Source organism: Paenarthrobacter sp. CM16 (assembly GCF_013179505.1).
In the GTDB taxonomy this organism is placed as follows: Bacteria; Actinomycetota; Actinomycetes; order Actinomycetales; family Micrococcaceae; genus Arthrobacter.
On record NZ_JABMCX010000101.1, the window covers coordinates 1 to 15,869 of the forward strand.

Annotated in this window: 16 protein-coding genes and 1 pseudogene; 5 read left to right on the forward strand and 12 right to left on the reverse strand. The window is 62.3% G+C overall.

The window, feature by feature from the left end; all coding sequences use genetic code 11:
* Positions 1-1,306, forward strand: a 1,306-nt coding sequence (locus HP499_RS10825) for a PLP-dependent aminotransferase family protein (RefSeq protein ID WP_172324081.1), incomplete at its 5' end; no start/stop codon positions are given.
* 87 nt (positions 1,307-1,393) lie between these two features.
* Here HP499_RS10825 and HP499_RS10830 read toward each other — a convergent pair.
* Entirely contained in the window at positions 1,394-1,891 is a 498-nt protein-coding gene (locus HP499_RS10830; protein WP_172324082.1) for a DUF4188 domain-containing protein, read from the reverse strand.
* 67 nt (positions 1,892-1,958) lie between these two features.
* Here HP499_RS10830 and HP499_RS10835 point away from each other — a divergent pair, with 67 nt between their 5' ends.
* Positions 1,959-2,534 carry a TetR-like C-terminal domain-containing protein gene (locus tag HP499_RS10835; protein WP_172324083.1) on the forward strand — a complete coding sequence of 192 codons (576 nt, stop codon included), beginning with the start codon at positions 1,959-1,961 and terminating at the stop codon, positions 2,532-2,534.
* Between the two features lie 8 nt (positions 2,535-2,542).
* Here HP499_RS10835 and HP499_RS10840 read toward each other — a convergent pair whose 3' ends face one another.
* Together HP499_RS10840 and HP499_RS10845 are read right to left on the reverse strand one after the other, a co-directional pair.
* Positions 2,543-3,235, reverse strand: a complete 693-nt coding sequence (locus HP499_RS10840) for an SRPBCC domain-containing protein (RefSeq protein ID WP_172324084.1) — start codon at positions 3,233-3,235, stop codon at positions 2,543-2,545.
* The gene (locus HP499_RS10845) at positions 3,228-3,878 is read right to left on the reverse strand and encodes a helix-turn-helix domain-containing protein (RefSeq protein WP_172324085.1); all 651 of its coding nucleotides are present in this window, start codon (positions 3,876-3,878) and stop codon (positions 3,228-3,230) included. The genes HP499_RS10840 and HP499_RS10845 overlap by 8 nt, the downstream gene beginning before the upstream one ends.
* Before the next feature lie 151 nt (positions 3,879-4,029).
* Between HP499_RS10845 and HP499_RS10850 the strand changes: the two genes are divergently transcribed.
* Positions 4,030-4,959 (forward strand): RluA family pseudouridine synthase, encoded by a 930-nt coding sequence (locus HP499_RS10850; protein WP_172324093.1) that lies wholly within the window; start codon positions 4,030-4,032, stop codon positions 4,957-4,959.
* A gap of 45 nt (positions 4,960-5,004) precedes the next feature.
* Here the strand turns inward: HP499_RS10850 and HP499_RS10855 are convergent, their stop codons facing one another.
* The gene (locus HP499_RS10855; protein WP_309138374.1) at positions 5,005-5,499 is read right to left on the reverse strand and encodes an Lrp/AsnC family transcriptional regulator; all 495 of its coding nucleotides are present in this window, start codon (positions 5,497-5,499) and stop codon (positions 5,005-5,007) included.
* A 173-nt stretch (positions 5,500-5,672) separates the two neighbouring features.
* On the opposite strand from HP499_RS10855, the pseudogene HP499_RS10860 reads away from it, so the two are divergent.
* A pseudogene (locus HP499_RS10860) lies at positions 5,673-6,872 on the forward strand (amino acid permease); the annotation flags it as partial.
* 116 nt (positions 6,873-6,988) lie between these two features.
* Here the strand turns inward: HP499_RS10860 and HP499_RS10865 are convergent.
* Positions 6,989-7,531 carry an O-acetyl-ADP-ribose deacetylase gene (locus HP499_RS10865; RefSeq protein ID WP_172324086.1) on the reverse strand — a complete coding sequence of 181 codons (543 nt, stop codon included), beginning with the start codon at positions 7,529-7,531 and terminating at the stop codon, positions 6,989-6,991.
* A gap of 54 nt (positions 7,532-7,585) precedes the next feature.
* Between HP499_RS10865 and HP499_RS10870 the strand changes: the two genes are divergently transcribed.
* Positions 7,586-8,230 carry a DedA family protein gene (locus tag HP499_RS10870; protein WP_172324087.1) on the forward strand — a complete coding sequence of 215 codons (645 nt, stop codon included), beginning with the start codon at positions 7,586-7,588 and terminating at the stop codon, positions 8,228-8,230.
* Between the two features lie 31 nt (positions 8,231-8,261).
* Here the strand turns inward: HP499_RS10870 and HP499_RS10875 are convergent, their stop codons facing one another.
* The 7 genes from HP499_RS10875 to HP499_RS10905 all read right to left on the reverse strand — a co-directional run.
* Entirely contained in the window at positions 8,262-8,567 is a 306-nt protein-coding gene (locus tag HP499_RS10875) for a hypothetical protein (protein WP_089593699.1), read from the reverse strand.
* A gap of 138 nt (positions 8,568-8,705) precedes the next feature.
* Positions 8,706-11,504: a phosphoenolpyruvate carboxylase gene (ppc, locus tag HP499_RS10880; RefSeq protein WP_172324088.1), complete on the reverse strand. Its 2,799-nt coding sequence runs from the start codon at positions 11,502-11,504 to the stop codon at positions 8,706-8,708.
* A gap of 117 nt (positions 11,505-11,621) precedes the next feature.
* Positions 11,622-11,936: a hypothetical protein gene (locus HP499_RS10885; RefSeq protein ID WP_172324089.1), complete on the reverse strand. Its 315-nt coding sequence runs from the start codon at positions 11,934-11,936 to the stop codon at positions 11,622-11,624.
* A gap of 43 nt (positions 11,937-11,979) precedes the next feature.
* Positions 11,980-13,074, reverse strand: a complete 1,095-nt coding sequence (locus HP499_RS10890) for a hypothetical protein (protein WP_253951523.1) — start codon at positions 13,072-13,074, stop codon at positions 11,980-11,982.
* Positions 13,075-13,079: 5 nt separating this feature from the next.
* Positions 13,080-14,357 (reverse strand): glycosyltransferase family 2 protein, encoded by a 1,278-nt coding sequence (locus tag HP499_RS10895; protein ID WP_172324090.1) that lies wholly within the window; start codon positions 14,355-14,357, stop codon positions 13,080-13,082.
* Complete coding sequence (locus HP499_RS10900; protein ID WP_172324091.1) at positions 14,354-15,277, reverse strand: ATP-grasp domain-containing protein; 924 nt, start codon at positions 15,275-15,277, stop codon at positions 14,354-14,356. Before HP499_RS10900 ends, HP499_RS10895 begins: the two co-directional genes overlap by 4 nt.
* Positions 15,277-15,869, reverse strand: a 593-nt coding sequence (locus tag HP499_RS10905) for a PIG-L deacetylase family protein (RefSeq protein ID WP_172324092.1), incomplete at its 5' end; no start/stop codon positions are given. The genes HP499_RS10900 and HP499_RS10905, both read right to left, overlap by 1 nt.

Below are 15,869 nucleotides of genomic sequence, written 5' to 3' on the forward strand. Positions count from 1 at the left end.
CGCACTTGCCCAGACACTTGGCGTCAGCCGCACCACGGTCACGGCGGCCTATGCGAGCCTGCGCGAGCAGGGGTTCCTCACCGCCGGGCAAGGCAGCCGCGGCCGGACGTGCATCCCGCATCGCTCCACGCCGGTCAGCGCGCCGGGGCTTGCGGTTCCGGACGGGCTGCTGGACCTCGCCTATGCATCGCTGCCCGCTGCTGGTGAAGTTGTGCACAGGGCATTCGCGGAGGCACTGACCGAACTCCCTGCGCTCTTGCCGGGTTTCGGTTATGACGCCGTCGGAGTACCCGACCTGCGTGAAGCCATCGCGGAGAGGTACACAGCGGAGGGCGTGCCCACCACGGCGGGTCAGATCCTGGTCACCTCGGGCGCCCAGCACGCCCTGAACATCGTGCTGCGCACGCTTGCGGGAAAGCAGGACAGGGTCATGGTGGAACACCCCACCTACCCCAATGCCTTGGACGCCATCCGCGCTGCCGGCTGCAAGCCCCTTCCGGTCGCGCTACCGGTATTGGAGTCGAGTACCTCGCCTGCATGGGACATCGATGCGATGGTCGCCACCATGAACCAGCAGCGACCAGCAATGGCCTACCTCGTGCCGGACTTTCACAACCCGACCGGACGCATCATGTCTGATCTGCAGCGGAGGCGACTTGTTCGGGCCGCAAATGCGTCCGGGACGGTGCTGGTGGTGGACGAGACGCTGCGCGGGTTGAACCTCGACGGCGTCCGCACCGCTCCCATGTCGTCCTTCAGTTCCGCGGTGGTATCCATTGGGTCGCTGAGCAAGTCCCATTGGGCAGGCCTCAGGACCGGGTGGATCCGGGCTGACGAAGCCATGATTACCCGTTTTGTTGCGACGAGGACAATCATGGATTTGGGCGGTCCTGTGGTGGAGCAATTGGCAGCGGCGCGCTTGGTGCGGGCCTACACCGAGCCCTTGGATGCCCGGCTGGAAGAACTCCGGCACAACAGGGACACGCTGATGGGGTTGCTCGCCGAACACTTGCCGTTGTGGGAGGTGGAGCGACCACGTGGCGGGCTTACTCTCTGGTGCCGGCTTCCTTCGCCGTGCAGCACTGCACTGACCGTCCTGGCGCCGGACTTCGGGCTCCGCCTGGCCGCCGGCCCCCGCTTCGGAGTGGGCGGGGCATTCGAGCACTACATGCGCATGCCCTTCACCTTGCCGCCTGCGCAATTGGAGTTTGCCGTCGGCGCGCTCCGCGCCGCCCAGGACAAGCTCGACGCCGCTCCGCACCTAAGCCGGACCCTCAAGGCCGAGCGGCCCGCCGCCGTCGCCTAGGAGGTGGTCCGCACCACCGCCGACCCGACCCAAATGAGTCGCATTTGATACCGTTTTGAGGGGGCGGGTACAGAACGGCATGTGCTGCTACCGGGTTGGGTTTGCGGATCGCGCACCCATGCGCTGCTTCGCCGTGTTGCTGCCGGGCCCCACGGGGATATGCGAGGTTGCCTTGGCCAAGCCAAACTCCGGCATCCCGTTGTAAACCACCTCAATCCCCGATGCCGGAACCTGGTACTTCTCGTGCCATACCCCAATGTCCCCGCTGCCTGCGATCTCCTTCATGAATTTCCGCCACGGGCCCAGATGCGGCGAATCCTTGTCGGCGGCGAAACGCCGCAAATGTTCCGGGCTCTCCCAATAGCTGAGCAGCATGGTGGTGCGCCCGAACCATTGCTCGCTCCCCAGCAGTCCGGCCTCGGGATTAGCCGCGAGGTGCCGCATCATCACGGGCATGGCTGAGGCAACTTTCGCTACGCGGCCTATCTTCCACCACCTGTTGGCGCGCATCCCGATGAGGAAAACGGTCACGGTGTCGCGCCTGATGCCCGCCGTGTAGCGGCCGGGGAAAATCTCCTGTGCCATGCGTATCCGTCCTGACCACGAGTTTAGTAACGCTGTTATGAAACAATGTTATGAAACACTTGGAAGCATGGCAAGACCCATCGTTCATGATCAGCACGTCCAGCAGAAGCTGTTGGCGGTCACCGCAGAACTCGTGGACCGGGAAGGGCCTGCGCGCGTCACTCTCCGGGACGTTGCCGCCGCGGCCGAGACGTCCACTACCGCCATCTACTCGCTCTTCGGCGGGAAGGCGCAACTTTTGACGGCCGCCGTCGACGACGGTTTCCGTTCCTTCGGCGAGTCCCAAAAGGAAGCGTCCACGGGCGGGCTGCTGGCCCTTGGGCGAGCGTACCGGGCATGGGCGCTGGAGCATCCAGCGCTCTATCGGCTCATGTTCGGCGGCGCACTGGCCGCCTACGTAGACTGCAGCCCGACGCCGGAGGTCGCCTCGGACTCCATGCTCCCCTTGGTGGAGGCGGTGATGGCCGCCCAGTCAGCCGGCGCATTACGCAAGGACGATCCCACCATGGTGGCCATGGCCATTTGGGGGCAAGTCCACGGACTGGTCAGTCTGGAGTTGGCTCAAATGAATGACCCGGCCACCGACTGGTCGCAAATCTACGAGGCGGCCCTGGAATCCGTAGCGCGGGCCTGGGCCGCCTGACCGCATTATTAGGCGTACACCTTTTCCAGGAATGCACCCCAGGCCTTGGCCGTGAGCTCCGAATCCCCGGAACCGCTGAAGTCATGCACGGTCATGCCCACAGGAGCGCCAAAGGCATTCCGCCCGAAGAAGCGATAAAGGGCATCGCCGGTGCGCAAGCCCAGGAAGTTCTCGTTGGAGAAGTCCACCTCGCCACGAAGCCTCCCTACGCCGTCGACGTCCACATCCACGGCAGTTCCTGCCGCAATGCCATCCACGCCCAAGGCCTGCTTCAACTGTACGAACCCCGTGGAGATCTGCGAGGCGGCAGGGCTCTGGATATCCGTGAAGACCACCGGCTTGCCGTCGAAATACTGCAGGTACTGGCCCAGTGTGTGCAGGTAGAACTCGGTGTGCTTGCTGGCGCCGTCGTACTGCTCGTCCCAGTTGTCGGCGAAAATGCCGCTGTGGACGTAGTGCAGCCTGGCGCGGCCACCCTCCAGCGACTGCAGCACATGCTCCAATTGGTTGAACCAGCCATCAGGGCCGTCCATCCGGGACACCAGGTGCGTGGGGAACTCTTCGGTGGTCTTCACATCGGGCCACTGGTCGGTGGGGAACATCCAGGCTGCGGTGTCTGCGGTGACCGCATTCCACACCCGCTCAGGCGTTCCGGGCAGTTCGGTGTCCGCCACGATCTCGAATTTCCGGTTGTCAGTCATTGCCTTGGTCCTTTTCTACTGTTTGATCTGTTGAGGTCTCTTGTTGTGGTGGCGCCTTGAGTGCGGGGTGAAGTACGACGACGAGCCGGTGCCTGCGTGCCCCGCCCGCCTCGGCGGAAGCGCCGCCGTCGTGGTACTTGTCCACGAGCCGGGTGACTGCCACGCCAAGCTCTTCCGCGAACGCTGCGCGTTCGGAAGCGGAGCGGAACGTGATCTCGCCGTCGATCGCGAAGCTGGCCAACTTCTTCTTGGCCACGGCAGCGCCGGCAATGAGTTTGCCCATCTCCTGCACAGTGCGGGAGGCCAGCGACAGCAACCAAAAGGCCGAGAACCGGTCAGAGAATCGTCGCGGGTCAGGCGCCACGGACGCCAACGCGACGGGCGAGATCAAGTAGGACGCGGCGGTCGCGCGCAGCACGCGCTCGGTGACATTGCCCTTGCGCCGCTCTTCCACCAACTCCACCAACCCATGGCGTTCCAGGGCTTTGAGATGGTAGTTGACCTTCTGCCTGGGCAAACCCACCTTCGCAGCCAGTTGCGTGGCGGACGCCGGCACCACAAGCTCCTGCAGAATGCGGGTGCGGATGGGGTCCAGCGAGGCTTCCGCCGCAGCGGGGTCCTCGATCACTTCGATGTCCAACATGCTTCAAGTATGCTTACCGACAACTTTTCTTGTCAAGAACTTTTTTGTGTTCGGCTGGCTCCTCCGTTGCGAGGCCTCCTGTGCGTGCTGTGTGCGCGAATTGGGACGCAGAGCGGGCCCCGCAACGCAGCCACAGTAGAATTGTCCGGTGATGCAATCCCCCCTCCCCGTGCGCGACGGCGTGAACGCGACCCGCCTCCGCCTGCCGGACGAGGGCCCGTGGATCACCGCCATGGACTACATGATGCACCGCTGGGGACACATAGATCCCCAAGGAATTGAAGATCGGTTCGACGCCGGCGAGATCGTTGGCGAAGGCGGCGTGCCGCTGGACCGGACCACCAAACTGGAGGACCACACCTTCATTTGGTACTACCGCACCCTCCCGCCCGAGACTCGGCTGCCCGTGGAGATCAACATCCTCCACCAGGACGAGCACATCCTCGTAGTAGACAAGCCGCATTTCCTCCCCACCACGCCCGGCGGCACCTACATCCAGGAATCCGCCTTGGTCCGCCTCCGGAACCTCCTGGACCTCCCGGACCTCATCCCCATGCACCGCCTGGACCGTATGACCGCCGGCCTCCTGCTGCTCTCCACCAACCCCGAAACCCGGGGGAAGTACCAGGTCCTCTTCGAGAAGCGCCAGGTCCGGAAGGAATACGAGTGCGTGTCCGCCGCGACGCCCGCCGCGGGTTATCCCGCCGTCGAATTCCCTGCAGTGGTCCGCAACCGCATGACCAAGTCACGTAGCTACCTGCTTGCCGAAGTCATTGACGGCGAACCGAACGCTGAAACGCGCATTGAACAGACAAAAACGTTCGACGCCGGCACTCACCAGCGCGCGCTGTACCGGCTGGAGCCACACACCGGGAAAACGCACCAACTCCGCGTCCACATGGCATCGTTGGGCCTGGGCATCATCAACGACGCCTTCTACCCTGACCTGCTGGACAAGGCGCCGGACGACTATAATAAGCCGCTCCAACTGCTGGCCCGCGGCATCCGGTTTATGGATCCCATCACCAAACAACCGGTGGAATACCGCAGCCAATTGGAGCTCAGCGAAGCCCAAGGCTAGCGAAGTAGTGCGCTCGTTAGCCTGCGGTTCCCTTCCCGCCAGCCGTCAATCCCCAGGCGTCAACTGATCAAAGACCAGGTTCGTTTGGGTGTTCGCGATGGCCGGATCCGACGCCAGGTGCACCGCTATGAAGTCCCGGAGCTCCTTGGGCGTAGCGCAGGCGACGTGCATGAGGAAATCCTGGTCTCCGGCCAACAGGAAAACACTCTGGACGTTGGGCAATGCCCGCAACCTCTGACCGATGGCCAACATCTTGTTGCGCGCTTGGGAATTCACCCGTACTGAAATCAGCGCGTACACCAGGAGCCCCAGGGCCTCGAGGTCCACTGATGCATGAAAGCCCCGAATAATCCCCGCGTCCCGAAGCGCCCGGACCCGGCCCAGGCAGGTGGAAGGGGCTATGCCCGCCTTCGAGGCAAGCACGTTGTTGGGAATCCTGGCGTCCTCCATGAGCTCTTTGAGGATCAGCCGGTCCGTTTCATCGAGCCGAACCCGGTTCGGAACGGTGCCCTTCGTACGGGCTGTTGTTGAATCGGACACGAACACTTCTCCAATATTTTTGTGATGCTTCGAAATCCTTGGTTACTACCTGAGCTGGATTCTACCTTGGATCGATTTGCAGAATCGACGAGGAGGTCGCGATGGGCAGTTTCGAAAAGATCCAGGAACGTGAAGGTGGGCTCAAACGGCAGCTCACATCCCGGCAGATGACCATGATCGCGCTGGGCGGTGCAATCGGTACGGGACTGTTCCTGGGGAGCAAGTTCGCCATCGGCCTCGCAGGCCCCAGCGTCATTATCAGCTACGCCATTGGAGGCCTGATCGCCCTGTTGCTGATGGGCAGTCTGTCCGAGATGACAGTGGCACACCCGACGTCGGGCTCCTTCGGTGCTTTTGCGGAACACTACGTGAGCCCGCTGGCCGGCTTCCTGGTGAAGTACATGTATTGGTCCTGCATAGTGCTGGCGGTGGGAACTGAAGTGACCGCTGTGGGCGAATACATGAAGCTCTGGTTCCCTGACGTGCCGTCACTGCTGTGGGTGATCTTCTTTTCCGCGGTCCTGATCGGGGTCAACACCATGAACGTCAAGGTGTTCGGAACCCTGGAGTACTGGTTCTCCAGCATCAAGGTCTTCGCGATCATCGCGTTCATTGTGCTCGGTGCGTACATCGTGTTCGGCGCCCGCACCGAAGGCACCGGCTTCCAGAACTACACCGCCGAGGGCGGTTTCTTCCCCAACGGCTTGTCCGGCACGTGGTTCGCCGTGATCGTGTCCATCTTCAGCTACCTCAGCATTGAGATGATCGCTATCGCGGCGGGCGAAGCCAAGGACCCCGCAACAGCTGTGAAGAAGGCTTTCCGCACCACCATCGCCCGGTTGCTTTTGTTCTACATCGTCACTCTGGCGCTCATCCTTGCGATTGCACCCGTCAGCCAAATCCTCGCCGGTGGCAGCCCTTTCGTCACAGTGATGCAGAACCTCGGCATACCTTTCGCGGACAGCCTGCTGACCTTCGTGGTGATCATCGCCGCGCTCTCGGCCATGAACAGCCAGCTCTACATCTCCACCCGCATGATCTTCAGCCTTTCCCGCAGCGGCGACGCACCCGCCGTGTTCGGCAAGCTGCGCACCAACGGCGCCCCGGTCAATGCCCTGATCCTCTCCACCACCGGAATCGCCATCGCCACAGTGGTCTACGCGATGTTCCCCGAAACCGCCTTCACCTTGATGATGGCCATCTCCATGTTCGGGGCCATGTTCACCTGGTTCATGATTTTCGTGACCCACTGGTTCTTCCGTCGCAGCATGAAGCGCAGTGGCACGGAACTGTCCTACAAGACCCGCTTCTACCCCGTGGGCACCATTCTCGGAGCCGTCCTGATGCTCGCAATCGGCGTCAGCACACTGGGCACCTCGGCCTTCAACATGACCCTGATCTTCGGCCTGCCGTCGTTGGCGCTTGTCACGGTCCTGTTCTATGTAGTCAAGCGCCGCAAGCGTCACTCCGATCCCGGCACGTCGTCGGGTCAGGGTGAGGAGTCAAACACAGTCCGGAAGACCGCCGTCGTGCCTTCCGAAAACAGCACTAACTCCACCGTCTCAAGTCGGCTCTCCGCAGCGCCGCTGACTGACGACGACGAAAACGACCTCACGGCCTCGAACGCTACCTCCGCAACCTGACGGGCGTCCCATCCGTAGATTCCGGCGCTGATGGCGGGGAAGGCGATGGACCTGGCACCGAGCCCGACCGCGGCCCACAGGCTCTCGCGGAAGCACGAGGCCAGCAACGCCGGATCCGTTTGCCCCGCATGCCGGTTGGGACCGACGGTATGAACCACCCAGCGGGCGGGAAGCCGGAACGCGGGGGTTGCGACGGCGGCCCCCACCGGCAGCCCGTCCGGCAACTCCGTTCGCCTCAGCTCGCGGCAGGCGGCAAGGAGCTCCGGACCGGCTGCCCGGTGGATGGCACCGTCCACTCCCCCGCCGCCGAGCAATGACGAGTTGGCGGCGTTGACGATCACATCCACATCACGGGTGGTGATGTCACCCTGCAAAATGTCGATTCGCATGGCGCCAGTCTCGCGCCGGAGCGGGGGGAGCGGCAAGTGCGGTACCTTGTGCCCATGGATATCACCGCCCCGGAGTCATGGGGATCCGCAATTTACCTGTGGATCGTCCCCATTGTGCTGGGCGACGCCATCTTCCCGCCCATCCCCTCCGAAATGGTGGTGATCACCGGTGGGGCACTGGCTGCAGACGGCCACGCGAACTTCTGGCTGATTCTGTTGCTCGCCGCCTTTGCCTCCTGGCTCGGCGACATGGCGGTCTTTATCCTCTTCAAACGGCGCATCAGCCACGTCCTGGACCGGTGGGCGTGGGGCCGCCGGGTTCACCGCGGGATCCATGAGGCGATCGCCAAAGCCGGCAGATCCTCAACGTACGGCGCCATCATCGGGGCCCGGTTCATCCCGGGTGGTCGGCTCGCCACGTCATCCGCGGCCGGCATCGCCAACGTCTCGGTCCGCGGCTTCAGCCTGTGCGCCGGCTTGGGAGCAATTCTCTGGGCGGTCTGGCAAGTCGGCCTCGGCTATTTCACCGGTTCCACCACCAAGCTTCCCTTTTGGGCCAGCTCGCTGATCGGGGTGGGCGTCGGCCTGGTGATCGGCGTGGTGGTGGGGCTGATTGTGACGCGACGCCGTGGCAGCCGCTCACCTGTGGATGAACCGTTCGACGCCGATACACCCGGCGACGTCCCACAACCGGAGTAGCGCCGGCGGCGTGGCTAGACCGGCGACGTGGCTAGACCGGCGACCAGCGTCCGCGGCTGCGGCGCAGCACGTACAGGCTACCCGTAATGGCCACGCGTTCGACGGCGTCACGCATCATGGCTGCCGAGGTCCGGGCTTCGTCGTTCTCCCCTGAATAATCACGGTCGCCCACGGTGAAGCGGAGGCTGATCTGCGGGACGCCGCCAACGATGTCCAGCTGGTTCGACTCGACGTGGTGGCGGGTTTCCAAGGCCTCAACAGCTGCGGCCATCACGGATTCGGGCGCATTTCCCGGTTTGAGGCCAGTGATCTTCAACTTGGTTTGGAACGACGGCATCCCACCACCCTAACCCTCTTCCACATCCCACGCCCTTGGGCAGAACCCTCTTCCACATCCCACACCCTTGGGCAGAACCCTCTTCCACCAGCTGGGAGAGGGTTCCGTAAAACCCCGAGGGATGTGGGAGAGCGTCGGCTAGCCGGTGTTGCGAAGGCCGGCGGCTACGCCGTTGACCGTGATGAGCATGGCCCGCTGGAGCCGCTCGTCGATCTCGGCTCCGGACACGGACTCTTCGCGCACGCGGCGGAGCAGTTCCACCTGAAGGTAGCTGATGGGATCGAGGTACTGGTCTCGAATTTCCAGCGACCGCTTGAGCGTAGGCTGCGCATCGAGGAGTTCGATCTCGCCGGTCAGGCGCTCGATTTCGGCCACGGTGAGCTCGTACTCGTCACGGATCATGTGGAACAGGCGGTGTAGTTCCTCCGGGACCAGGGAGGATACGTAATGTCCCGCAATTTCCATGTCGGTTTTCGCCAGCGTCATCTCCACATTGGAGATCACAGAACGGAAGAAGTGCCAGCGATCCATCATTTCAAGGAGCTGATCAGTGTTGCCGGCTTCGCGGGCAGCCTTCAAGCCCGAGCCCACACCGAACCAGCCCGGAACGATCTGCCGGGACTGCGTCCAACCGAAAACCCAGGGAATGGCCCTGAGACCTCCGAGGCCGGCACCGGAGTCCGGGCGCTTGGACGGACGCGATCCAATGTTCAATGAACCCAACTGTTCCACCGGCGTGGAGGCTAGGAAGTATGCCGGCAGATCGGGATCGTCGATCAGGCTGCGGTAGCGGTCGAATGCTGCGTCGGAGATGGTTTCCATGACATTCGCGAAGCGCTCGCGCTCGTCCTCGGACGTACGCGGAGTCCGGTGCAAGGCCGAGCCCTGCATGACAGCGGCCAAGGACAACTCAAGGTTTTCGCGCGCCAGTTCGGGCAGGGAATACTTGTCCGAAATGACCTCACCCTGCTCGGTGAACTTGATCTCACCTTCGAGCACACCATTCGGCTGTGCCATGATAGCGTCGTAAGTGGGTCCGCCACCGCGGCCCACGGAACCACCACGGCCATGGAACAAGCGGACACGCACGCCGTGCTTTGCTGCGACGTCACGCAACTTCCGCTGGGTCTTATGGATTTCCCACTGGCTGGTCATTACGCCGGATTCCTTGTTGGAATCGGAGTAACCCAGCATGACTTCCTGGATGTCTCCGCGGAGTCGGACGAGTTCCCGGTACGACGGATCGGACAACAACTGGTCCACGATCTCAGCAGATGCGCGCAGTTCTTCCACCGTTTCCAGCAGCGGAGCAAATCCGATCTTGGCGTGCGGCTTCGAGCCGAAGAGGTCAATCAGACCTGCCTCGCGGGCCAGCACCGCTGCGGCCAGGACATCATCGGCCCCACGGGTCATGGAGATGATGTAGGTCTCCACGACGTCCGGCCCGTACGTGTGCAGGGCTTGCCGGATGCTACGGAAGACGTCATACGTGCCGTCAGCGGTACCCTCGAGTTTGATGGGGTGGCCGGAAAGTGGTCGACGGGACGCGAGTTCTGTTCCAAGGAATGTGAAGCGCTCCGCACGATTGAGGTCGCCGTAGGGCTTCTCCGTACCAAGCCGATCCACAAGCTGGCCCACGGCATCATGGTGGTAGTCGGCGTGTTCGCGAATGTCCAGCGTTGCCAGATGCAAACCGAAAGCCGCAATGGCCCGGCGAACACGGGCCAGGGCCCCGTCCGCCACGAGCGCGGCCGAATGGTTGCGGAGGGAATCCTCCAGCAGCCCGAACTCCGCCAACAACTCCGACGTAGTGGAGTAGTCGCGGCCGGGCTCGTGATAAGTAGAGGCAGAAACACGGCGGCCGGTATTAATGAGCTTGGCCTTGATGCACGTCAGCTTGAGCCTGTACGGCTCTTGCGCATTCAGTTCAAGGATGCGCTTGTCCAGTCCCGGGAGGTTCTTCAGGTCCTGGTCGATCGAGTCCAACAGCACCTGGTCCGCCCCAAAAAGTGCCGTGGAGTTGGAAAGCACCGAGATCAGTTCGTCAATCAAGGCAATGCTGATGCGGACGGCATTCTGGTTCTGCAGCTGCAGGATTTCCCGCGTGACGGCGGCGGTGACGTTGGGGTTGCCGTCACGGTCACCACCAATCCACGAACCGAAGCGCAGGGGTGCCGCGGCGGCCGGCAGGCTGACGCCGTGCTCTGCCAGCAGCTCCGATAGGTCCGTCAGCATTTCCGGCATGGCGTCGGTCAGGATGCTGTTCAAGTAATAGATGGCGTTTCGCGCCTCATCCACGGGCGTGGGTCGAACCTGCCGCAGCTCATCCGTCTGCCACATTTGGTCGATGATCTCGGCAAGCTGCCGGTCCTGCCGACGACGCGAGGAGGTGCCTTCCGCCGTCGGCTCGGCGAGGACGTCGGAGAGTTTACGGACCTTGTCCAGCACGGAACGGCGTGAGGCCTCGGTGGGGTGGGCCGTGAAAATGGGGCGCACGTCGAGTTCGTTGATCACGTCCTGCAGAACCTGAGGACCTGCCTGGCCCGCAATCTCGGATACAGCCTTCGCCAGCCAGCCGTCCTTCTCCTGCCGGGTGCGGAGCCCGCGGACGCGATGAACCTGTTCCGCTGCATTGGTGAGATGGAAGTAAAAGGCGAAGGCCCGCACCAGATCCGTCGCCTGGTCCAGCGGCAGGGAGGCGAGCAATTCGCGGACTTGGGCAACGACGTCGTGCGCGCTCCAAGGCCCGGTGGCATCTGCACCGCCGCGTGCAGCTTCCTTGGATTCCTTGGTCAGCAGGCGGACCTGCTCCACGAGGTCAAGGAGCTCCGGACCGTGCTGACGTACCAGCGACTCGCCCAGGAGGGTTGAAACGCGGCGCACATCGGCGCGCAGTTCGGCAGCGAGATCGGTATCTTGCGGGGCAGTGTGAACCATGGATGCATACCTTCGGGTCTGGTTTTGGCCCGTACACTGCGCTGGATACTGTGAGCCGGATTACTAATGTTTCCTACGGGATCTTACCCGCACCGAACTGGAGCCATGGAATGTGTCTCAAATTTTGGCATCGCGCGGTGGGAGCGGCCTCATGGGCAGGACCACTTTCCCGCTCATGATCTCCTCATGTAAGGGGCCGGGCCCAGCCGAGGGCATTTCGTGGCGACGCTGGCGCATCTCCTCAAGGGCAGCGGCCGCCTCAATGCGGGTTGGCGCGCCGGTTGCGGGTTCAATCATGGACAGGACGCTCCCCAGGGTGCCGGTCGCCCCTTTCGCGGAAACACCCCGCTGAACCAGCCGTGTGCCTGCCCAAATAGAGCAAAGAATCAGGGCAGTACTGACCGCAATTGCAACCGCTGCGTCCATCCCCATGCGGTCAGCGTACTCCTCAGGGAATCCGCCCAACAGTGCGCGCCTAACCGGACCACGCCTTCCTCAGCTCTTCCCAGTGCTGGTCCTCCATAAGGCTGGCAGGCGTCACTGACACTGAGGACGCACCGCCGAGCGCCGCATTGCGTAATGCGGTCCCGAATTCTCCAGCCGAAATCCGACCATCTTCGGACCAAAGCCCCACCGACAAGGACATGCGGGAGCCGCCACGGCGATTCATGGACTCAGCCAGTTCCCTGGTCTTCGGGGATCGTTCGCTGTTGAGCCCCACGTACTCCCACACGTGAAGCCGGTCCACCTGCGTCAGCAGGAGATCGTAGTCATGCCCGCTGTCCGCGCGGTCTCCGGACGGCGAATCGCGCGGTGACCGCACGTCCATATCCAGATTGGCGCCATAGGGTTCGACGGCGGCACCCACCTTGCGCACGATGTCCGCCATGGCTGCACTGCGCCAGGTGTGGATGCGCGGGTCGGAAACATTGATGGACCCATCGCTGCTTCGGGGCCAGTCCGTGGAACCGGTGGTGACTTTGAAATCTTCGAGATCGTCGCTGCCGAAAGTGAAGTCGTCGAACATGAGTTCCGTGAGGTTCACTGCCGAGGGCTTGTACTTCCGAGCGACTGCAGCTGCGATAGAAGCCAGGCGCTTACCGGCCTTGCCATGCCTCAAGGCCCACACACTTGCAAAGGAAGCGGACTCCGCCCCGTCAACGCTTCGCCCGGCAAGGGACGGATCTTCCTTCAGCGCACGGTCCAGCAGGACATCGATGGTCAGGACGACCTCACGCTTGCTGCCATCGTCCGCAGTCTCCAGTGCCGTGATGGCCTCCGCTACGAAGTCCCGGCCTGATCGGGACACCTGGCTGGACTCCATTCCAGGTTGCTCCGGCCATGGGAAAGCTGTCCAATCAGTACGTCCCACAGAGAGCGACACGGCCGTGGCGTCCACGGAATTGAGGCGATCCGAGAGACCGGCCAAATACCCGCGCTCGGTGTTGACTACGTCTTCAAACCCTAGATTCACCATCCGGTGGGCGGGCACAGGAGGCGTTTCGCCCGCACACCCCGCCATCACCAGCGTCGAAGCCAGAAGGGCCCCGGTGAACCCGAAAGCGGTCATGTGTTTCAAATGCTCACCTCTTTCCGGACTGTGGCCTCGGCAGCGATCACACTGATGACGCCAGTCCGCTGCAACTTGTTCCACTTGGCCGGGCTACCCCTGATTTCCTTGACGATTGCGGTGGCGAGAGCCAGCCCAACAAAGACCGAATAGAAGGGCCACAATGGCAGCGTCCACAGAAACCGAAGATCCCGCCAGGAGCGGTTCAAGCCAATGGAGAAGCACACCAGAGACAGGGACACAAAGAGGCCCAACCAGCCAAGAATTGCGAACACCTCGCCTGGTACCGGACCTGCACCGGCTATGTAGAGGAACGGCAGGACCGCCAGAATTGCCAGTTGCAGCACGGGGATCACCACCATGGTGATGGCGTTGAATATCAGGAACATGCCAAACATCCCATAACGACGCCGACCCAGCATTCCGGCGTGCATTCGAAGTGTTTGCAACAACCCTCGGGACCACCGAACGCGCTGGCGCCATAGTCCGCCCATGGTGGACGGCGACTCAGCGTAGACCAATGCACTGGGCTGGAAATGAACCCGGTAGCCGGCCTTGTAGACCCTCCACGTCAATTCAAGATCCTCGCCCAGGGTGTCCTCGTGGAATCCGCCCAACTGCCTCACAAGATCGCTTCGGAAGGCGCCGATGTTTCCCGAAACGATGGGCAGGCAGTGCAACAGGGAAAGGGCCCTGCGGACCAAGCCAGTGCCAACGTGGCTCAGGACGGCGAGCATCATGGTTTGGACACGGTTCAGATTGACGGGCCGGTCATCGCCGCAGACCGCCCCCACCTTGGGATGATCGAAACCTTCCAGCATGTTCATGAGGGTGTCCGGAGCAAAGATCCCATCGGCGTCAACAAACATCAGGATGTCCCCCTGTGCTGCGGCGATTCCGCAGTTGAGGGCGGCGCCCTTCCCCGCATTCGCCTGCGACATGAACCGCACCCTGTCGTACTGCCGGGCAAGGCCCGCCATGATGTCCGCGGTGGAATCAGTGGAACCGTCGTCCACCAGAATGACCTCGAGCCGCAAATATCGGCTCGCCAGGATCGACTCGACGCACTTGGTGATGACCACGGCTTCGTTGTAGCCAGGGACAATCACGGACACCAAAGGCCGCTGGCTCATTACGGAGTAGCGATGTTTGGGAGGTTTGGAACGATGTAACCAATTGAAATACAAGGCAAGTGGAACATAGGCGATCTTGATCATTCCGAAGCTCAGGATCACCAGGCCGCCGCACTGGACGAACACCAAAGCAGCGTCACGCCACGTCACACGGCCCGTCCCGTCAGTGGCCCAAGGGCGTAACTCCGCAGGACGGTCTCCAGGAGTTGGGGGGCATAGGCGCTGTTGGCGCCAAACCTGGCGTTCACCTCAAGGACTACAGGCGTTCCGTCCCACCTGCGACGAACGTCAACGTCTATGGGTCCCGTCAAGCCGAGTGCTGCAGAGGCTGCTTCCGCCGTCCGGGCAACGTCGGGAGCCTCCGCCGTATCCACCCTCCTGATAGAGAGGGCATTGCCGATGCGACCTTGCTTTAGCTCCGTTTTCTCCAGCACCACCACCAAATCCTCCTGCTCTGGCTCGTGCCAGGACCGAAAGACCACGGGTGCATACTCAGTTCCCGGCGCAAAGCGCTGCACGATCCAGGAATCGTCCAATGCCGACCATACCCGCGCGGCATTTCTTCCACCGTCGGCAGCTCTCTCCAGGACCTGAACGCCACGCCCACCACGTGAAACCCGGGGTTTGACCACCAGTGATCCGCCAAGACGGGCCATTGCCTCGTTGATGGAGCTGAAATCCCCCGGCAAGGCGAAATCCGGAACAGCTACATTGGCGTTGGCAAGGCACCTCATGGTGAGGTACTTGTCATTTGCAATCCGAACCGGTGCCGGGTCCCCAATCAGAATCTCGGCTCCCGGAGCGAAATCATCCCTGGCTTCGGCCATCAGCATCAGTTCGTCACTAACGGTAGGCACCACCAGGCCTATGCCGTGGGCGGCCACGAGCCCCCGGAGTTCCCATAGATAGCCGGGCGCGTTTGCGGGAGACACCACAACCACAGCGTCCGCCGCTGAAGCGTGAACCTGCTTCATATCGACGCCCAGAACCCAGTGTCCTTGGTCCATCAATTGACGAGCCAAAGAAAGTCCGGCAGGCCCGCCTACACCTGTGACCAATACCCGCACCATCAGAACTCTCCTACGGCAGAGCCGAGCAATCGAACCGGTTCAAAACCTTCGGCGTAGGTGGTCTTGACCTGTGAGCCCCGGAAGGCCGCGAGACTGCGGACCCTTTCAGCGCTCATGTACGGTTTGCCCCTTTGATTCCGGTGCATGCCAACGGCATGTATTTTCACGTCGACATATCCGGCGATGTCCACAAAGACGCTGGGATCAAACTGCCGGGTGGACGATGGACTCTCAAAGCACAGGATGGACGAGTGGCGTCGAGCCGCCCGCATGGTGGCACTATGGACCGCTTGGTGGTCCTGGTGGTAGTCATTGCGGGAATGCGTGATCACAACGTCAGGACGGAAGTCCTCAATGGCTTCCTCGATTGCTTTCACCATCTCCTGGCCATGCTCGGACAAGTTGGTGTCCTGGAAATGATGGACCTGCACAGCGGTGGCTCCCATGAAGTCAGAGCCTGCAGCAGCCTCCGTCACCCGGATCCGGCTGTTTCCGCCCTTGCTCCCGGTACTCATGACCATGGTCCTGACGTCATGGCCGGCGTCGGACAACTTCGCAAGAGTGGCACCACAAGCCAGTTCCAAATCATCAG

Excerpts from the sequence above, each read along its gene's own strand:
- HP499_RS10830 (WP_172324082.1), bottom strand. The coding sequence starts at position 1,891 with ATGGCACAGGAGATTTTCCCCGGCCGCTACACGGCGGGCATCAGGCGC.
- HP499_RS10835 (WP_172324083.1), top strand. The coding sequence starts at position 1,959 with ATGGCAAGACCCATCGTTCATGATCAGCACGTCCAGCAGAAGCTGTTG.
- HP499_RS10840 (WP_172324084.1), bottom strand. The coding sequence starts at position 3,235 with ATGACTGACAACCGGAAATTCGAGATCGTGGCGGACACCGAACTGCCC.
- HP499_RS10845 (WP_172324085.1), bottom strand. The coding sequence starts at position 3,878 with ATGTTGGACATCGAAGTGATCGAGGACCCCGCTGCGGCGGAAGCCTCG.
- HP499_RS10850 (WP_172324093.1), top strand. The coding sequence starts at position 4,030 with ATGCAATCCCCCCTCCCCGTGCGCGACGGCGTGAACGCGACCCGCCTC.
- HP499_RS10865 (WP_172324086.1), bottom strand. The coding sequence starts at position 7,531 with ATGCGAATCGACATTTTGCAGGGTGACATCACCACCCGTGATGTGGAT.
- HP499_RS10870 (WP_172324087.1), top strand. The coding sequence starts at position 7,586 with ATGGATATCACCGCCCCGGAGTCATGGGGATCCGCAATTTACCTGTGG.
- HP499_RS10875 (WP_089593699.1), bottom strand. The coding sequence starts at position 8,567 with ATGCCGTCGTTCCAAACCAAGTTGAAGATCACTGGCCTCAAACCGGGA.
- ppc (WP_172324088.1), bottom strand. The coding sequence starts at position 11,504 with ATGGTTCACACTGCCCCGCAAGATACCGATCTCGCTGCCGAACTGCGC.
- HP499_RS10885 (WP_172324089.1), bottom strand. The coding sequence starts at position 11,936 with ATGGGGATGGACGCAGCGGTTGCAATTGCGGTCAGTACTGCCCTGATT.
- HP499_RS10890 (WP_253951523.1), bottom strand. The coding sequence starts at position 13,074 with ATGACCGCTTTCGGGTTCACCGGGGCCCTTCTGGCTTCGACGCTGGTG.
- HP499_RS10900 (WP_172324091.1), bottom strand. The coding sequence starts at position 15,277 with ATGGTGCGGGTATTGGTCACAGGTGTAGGCGGGCCTGCCGGACTTTCT.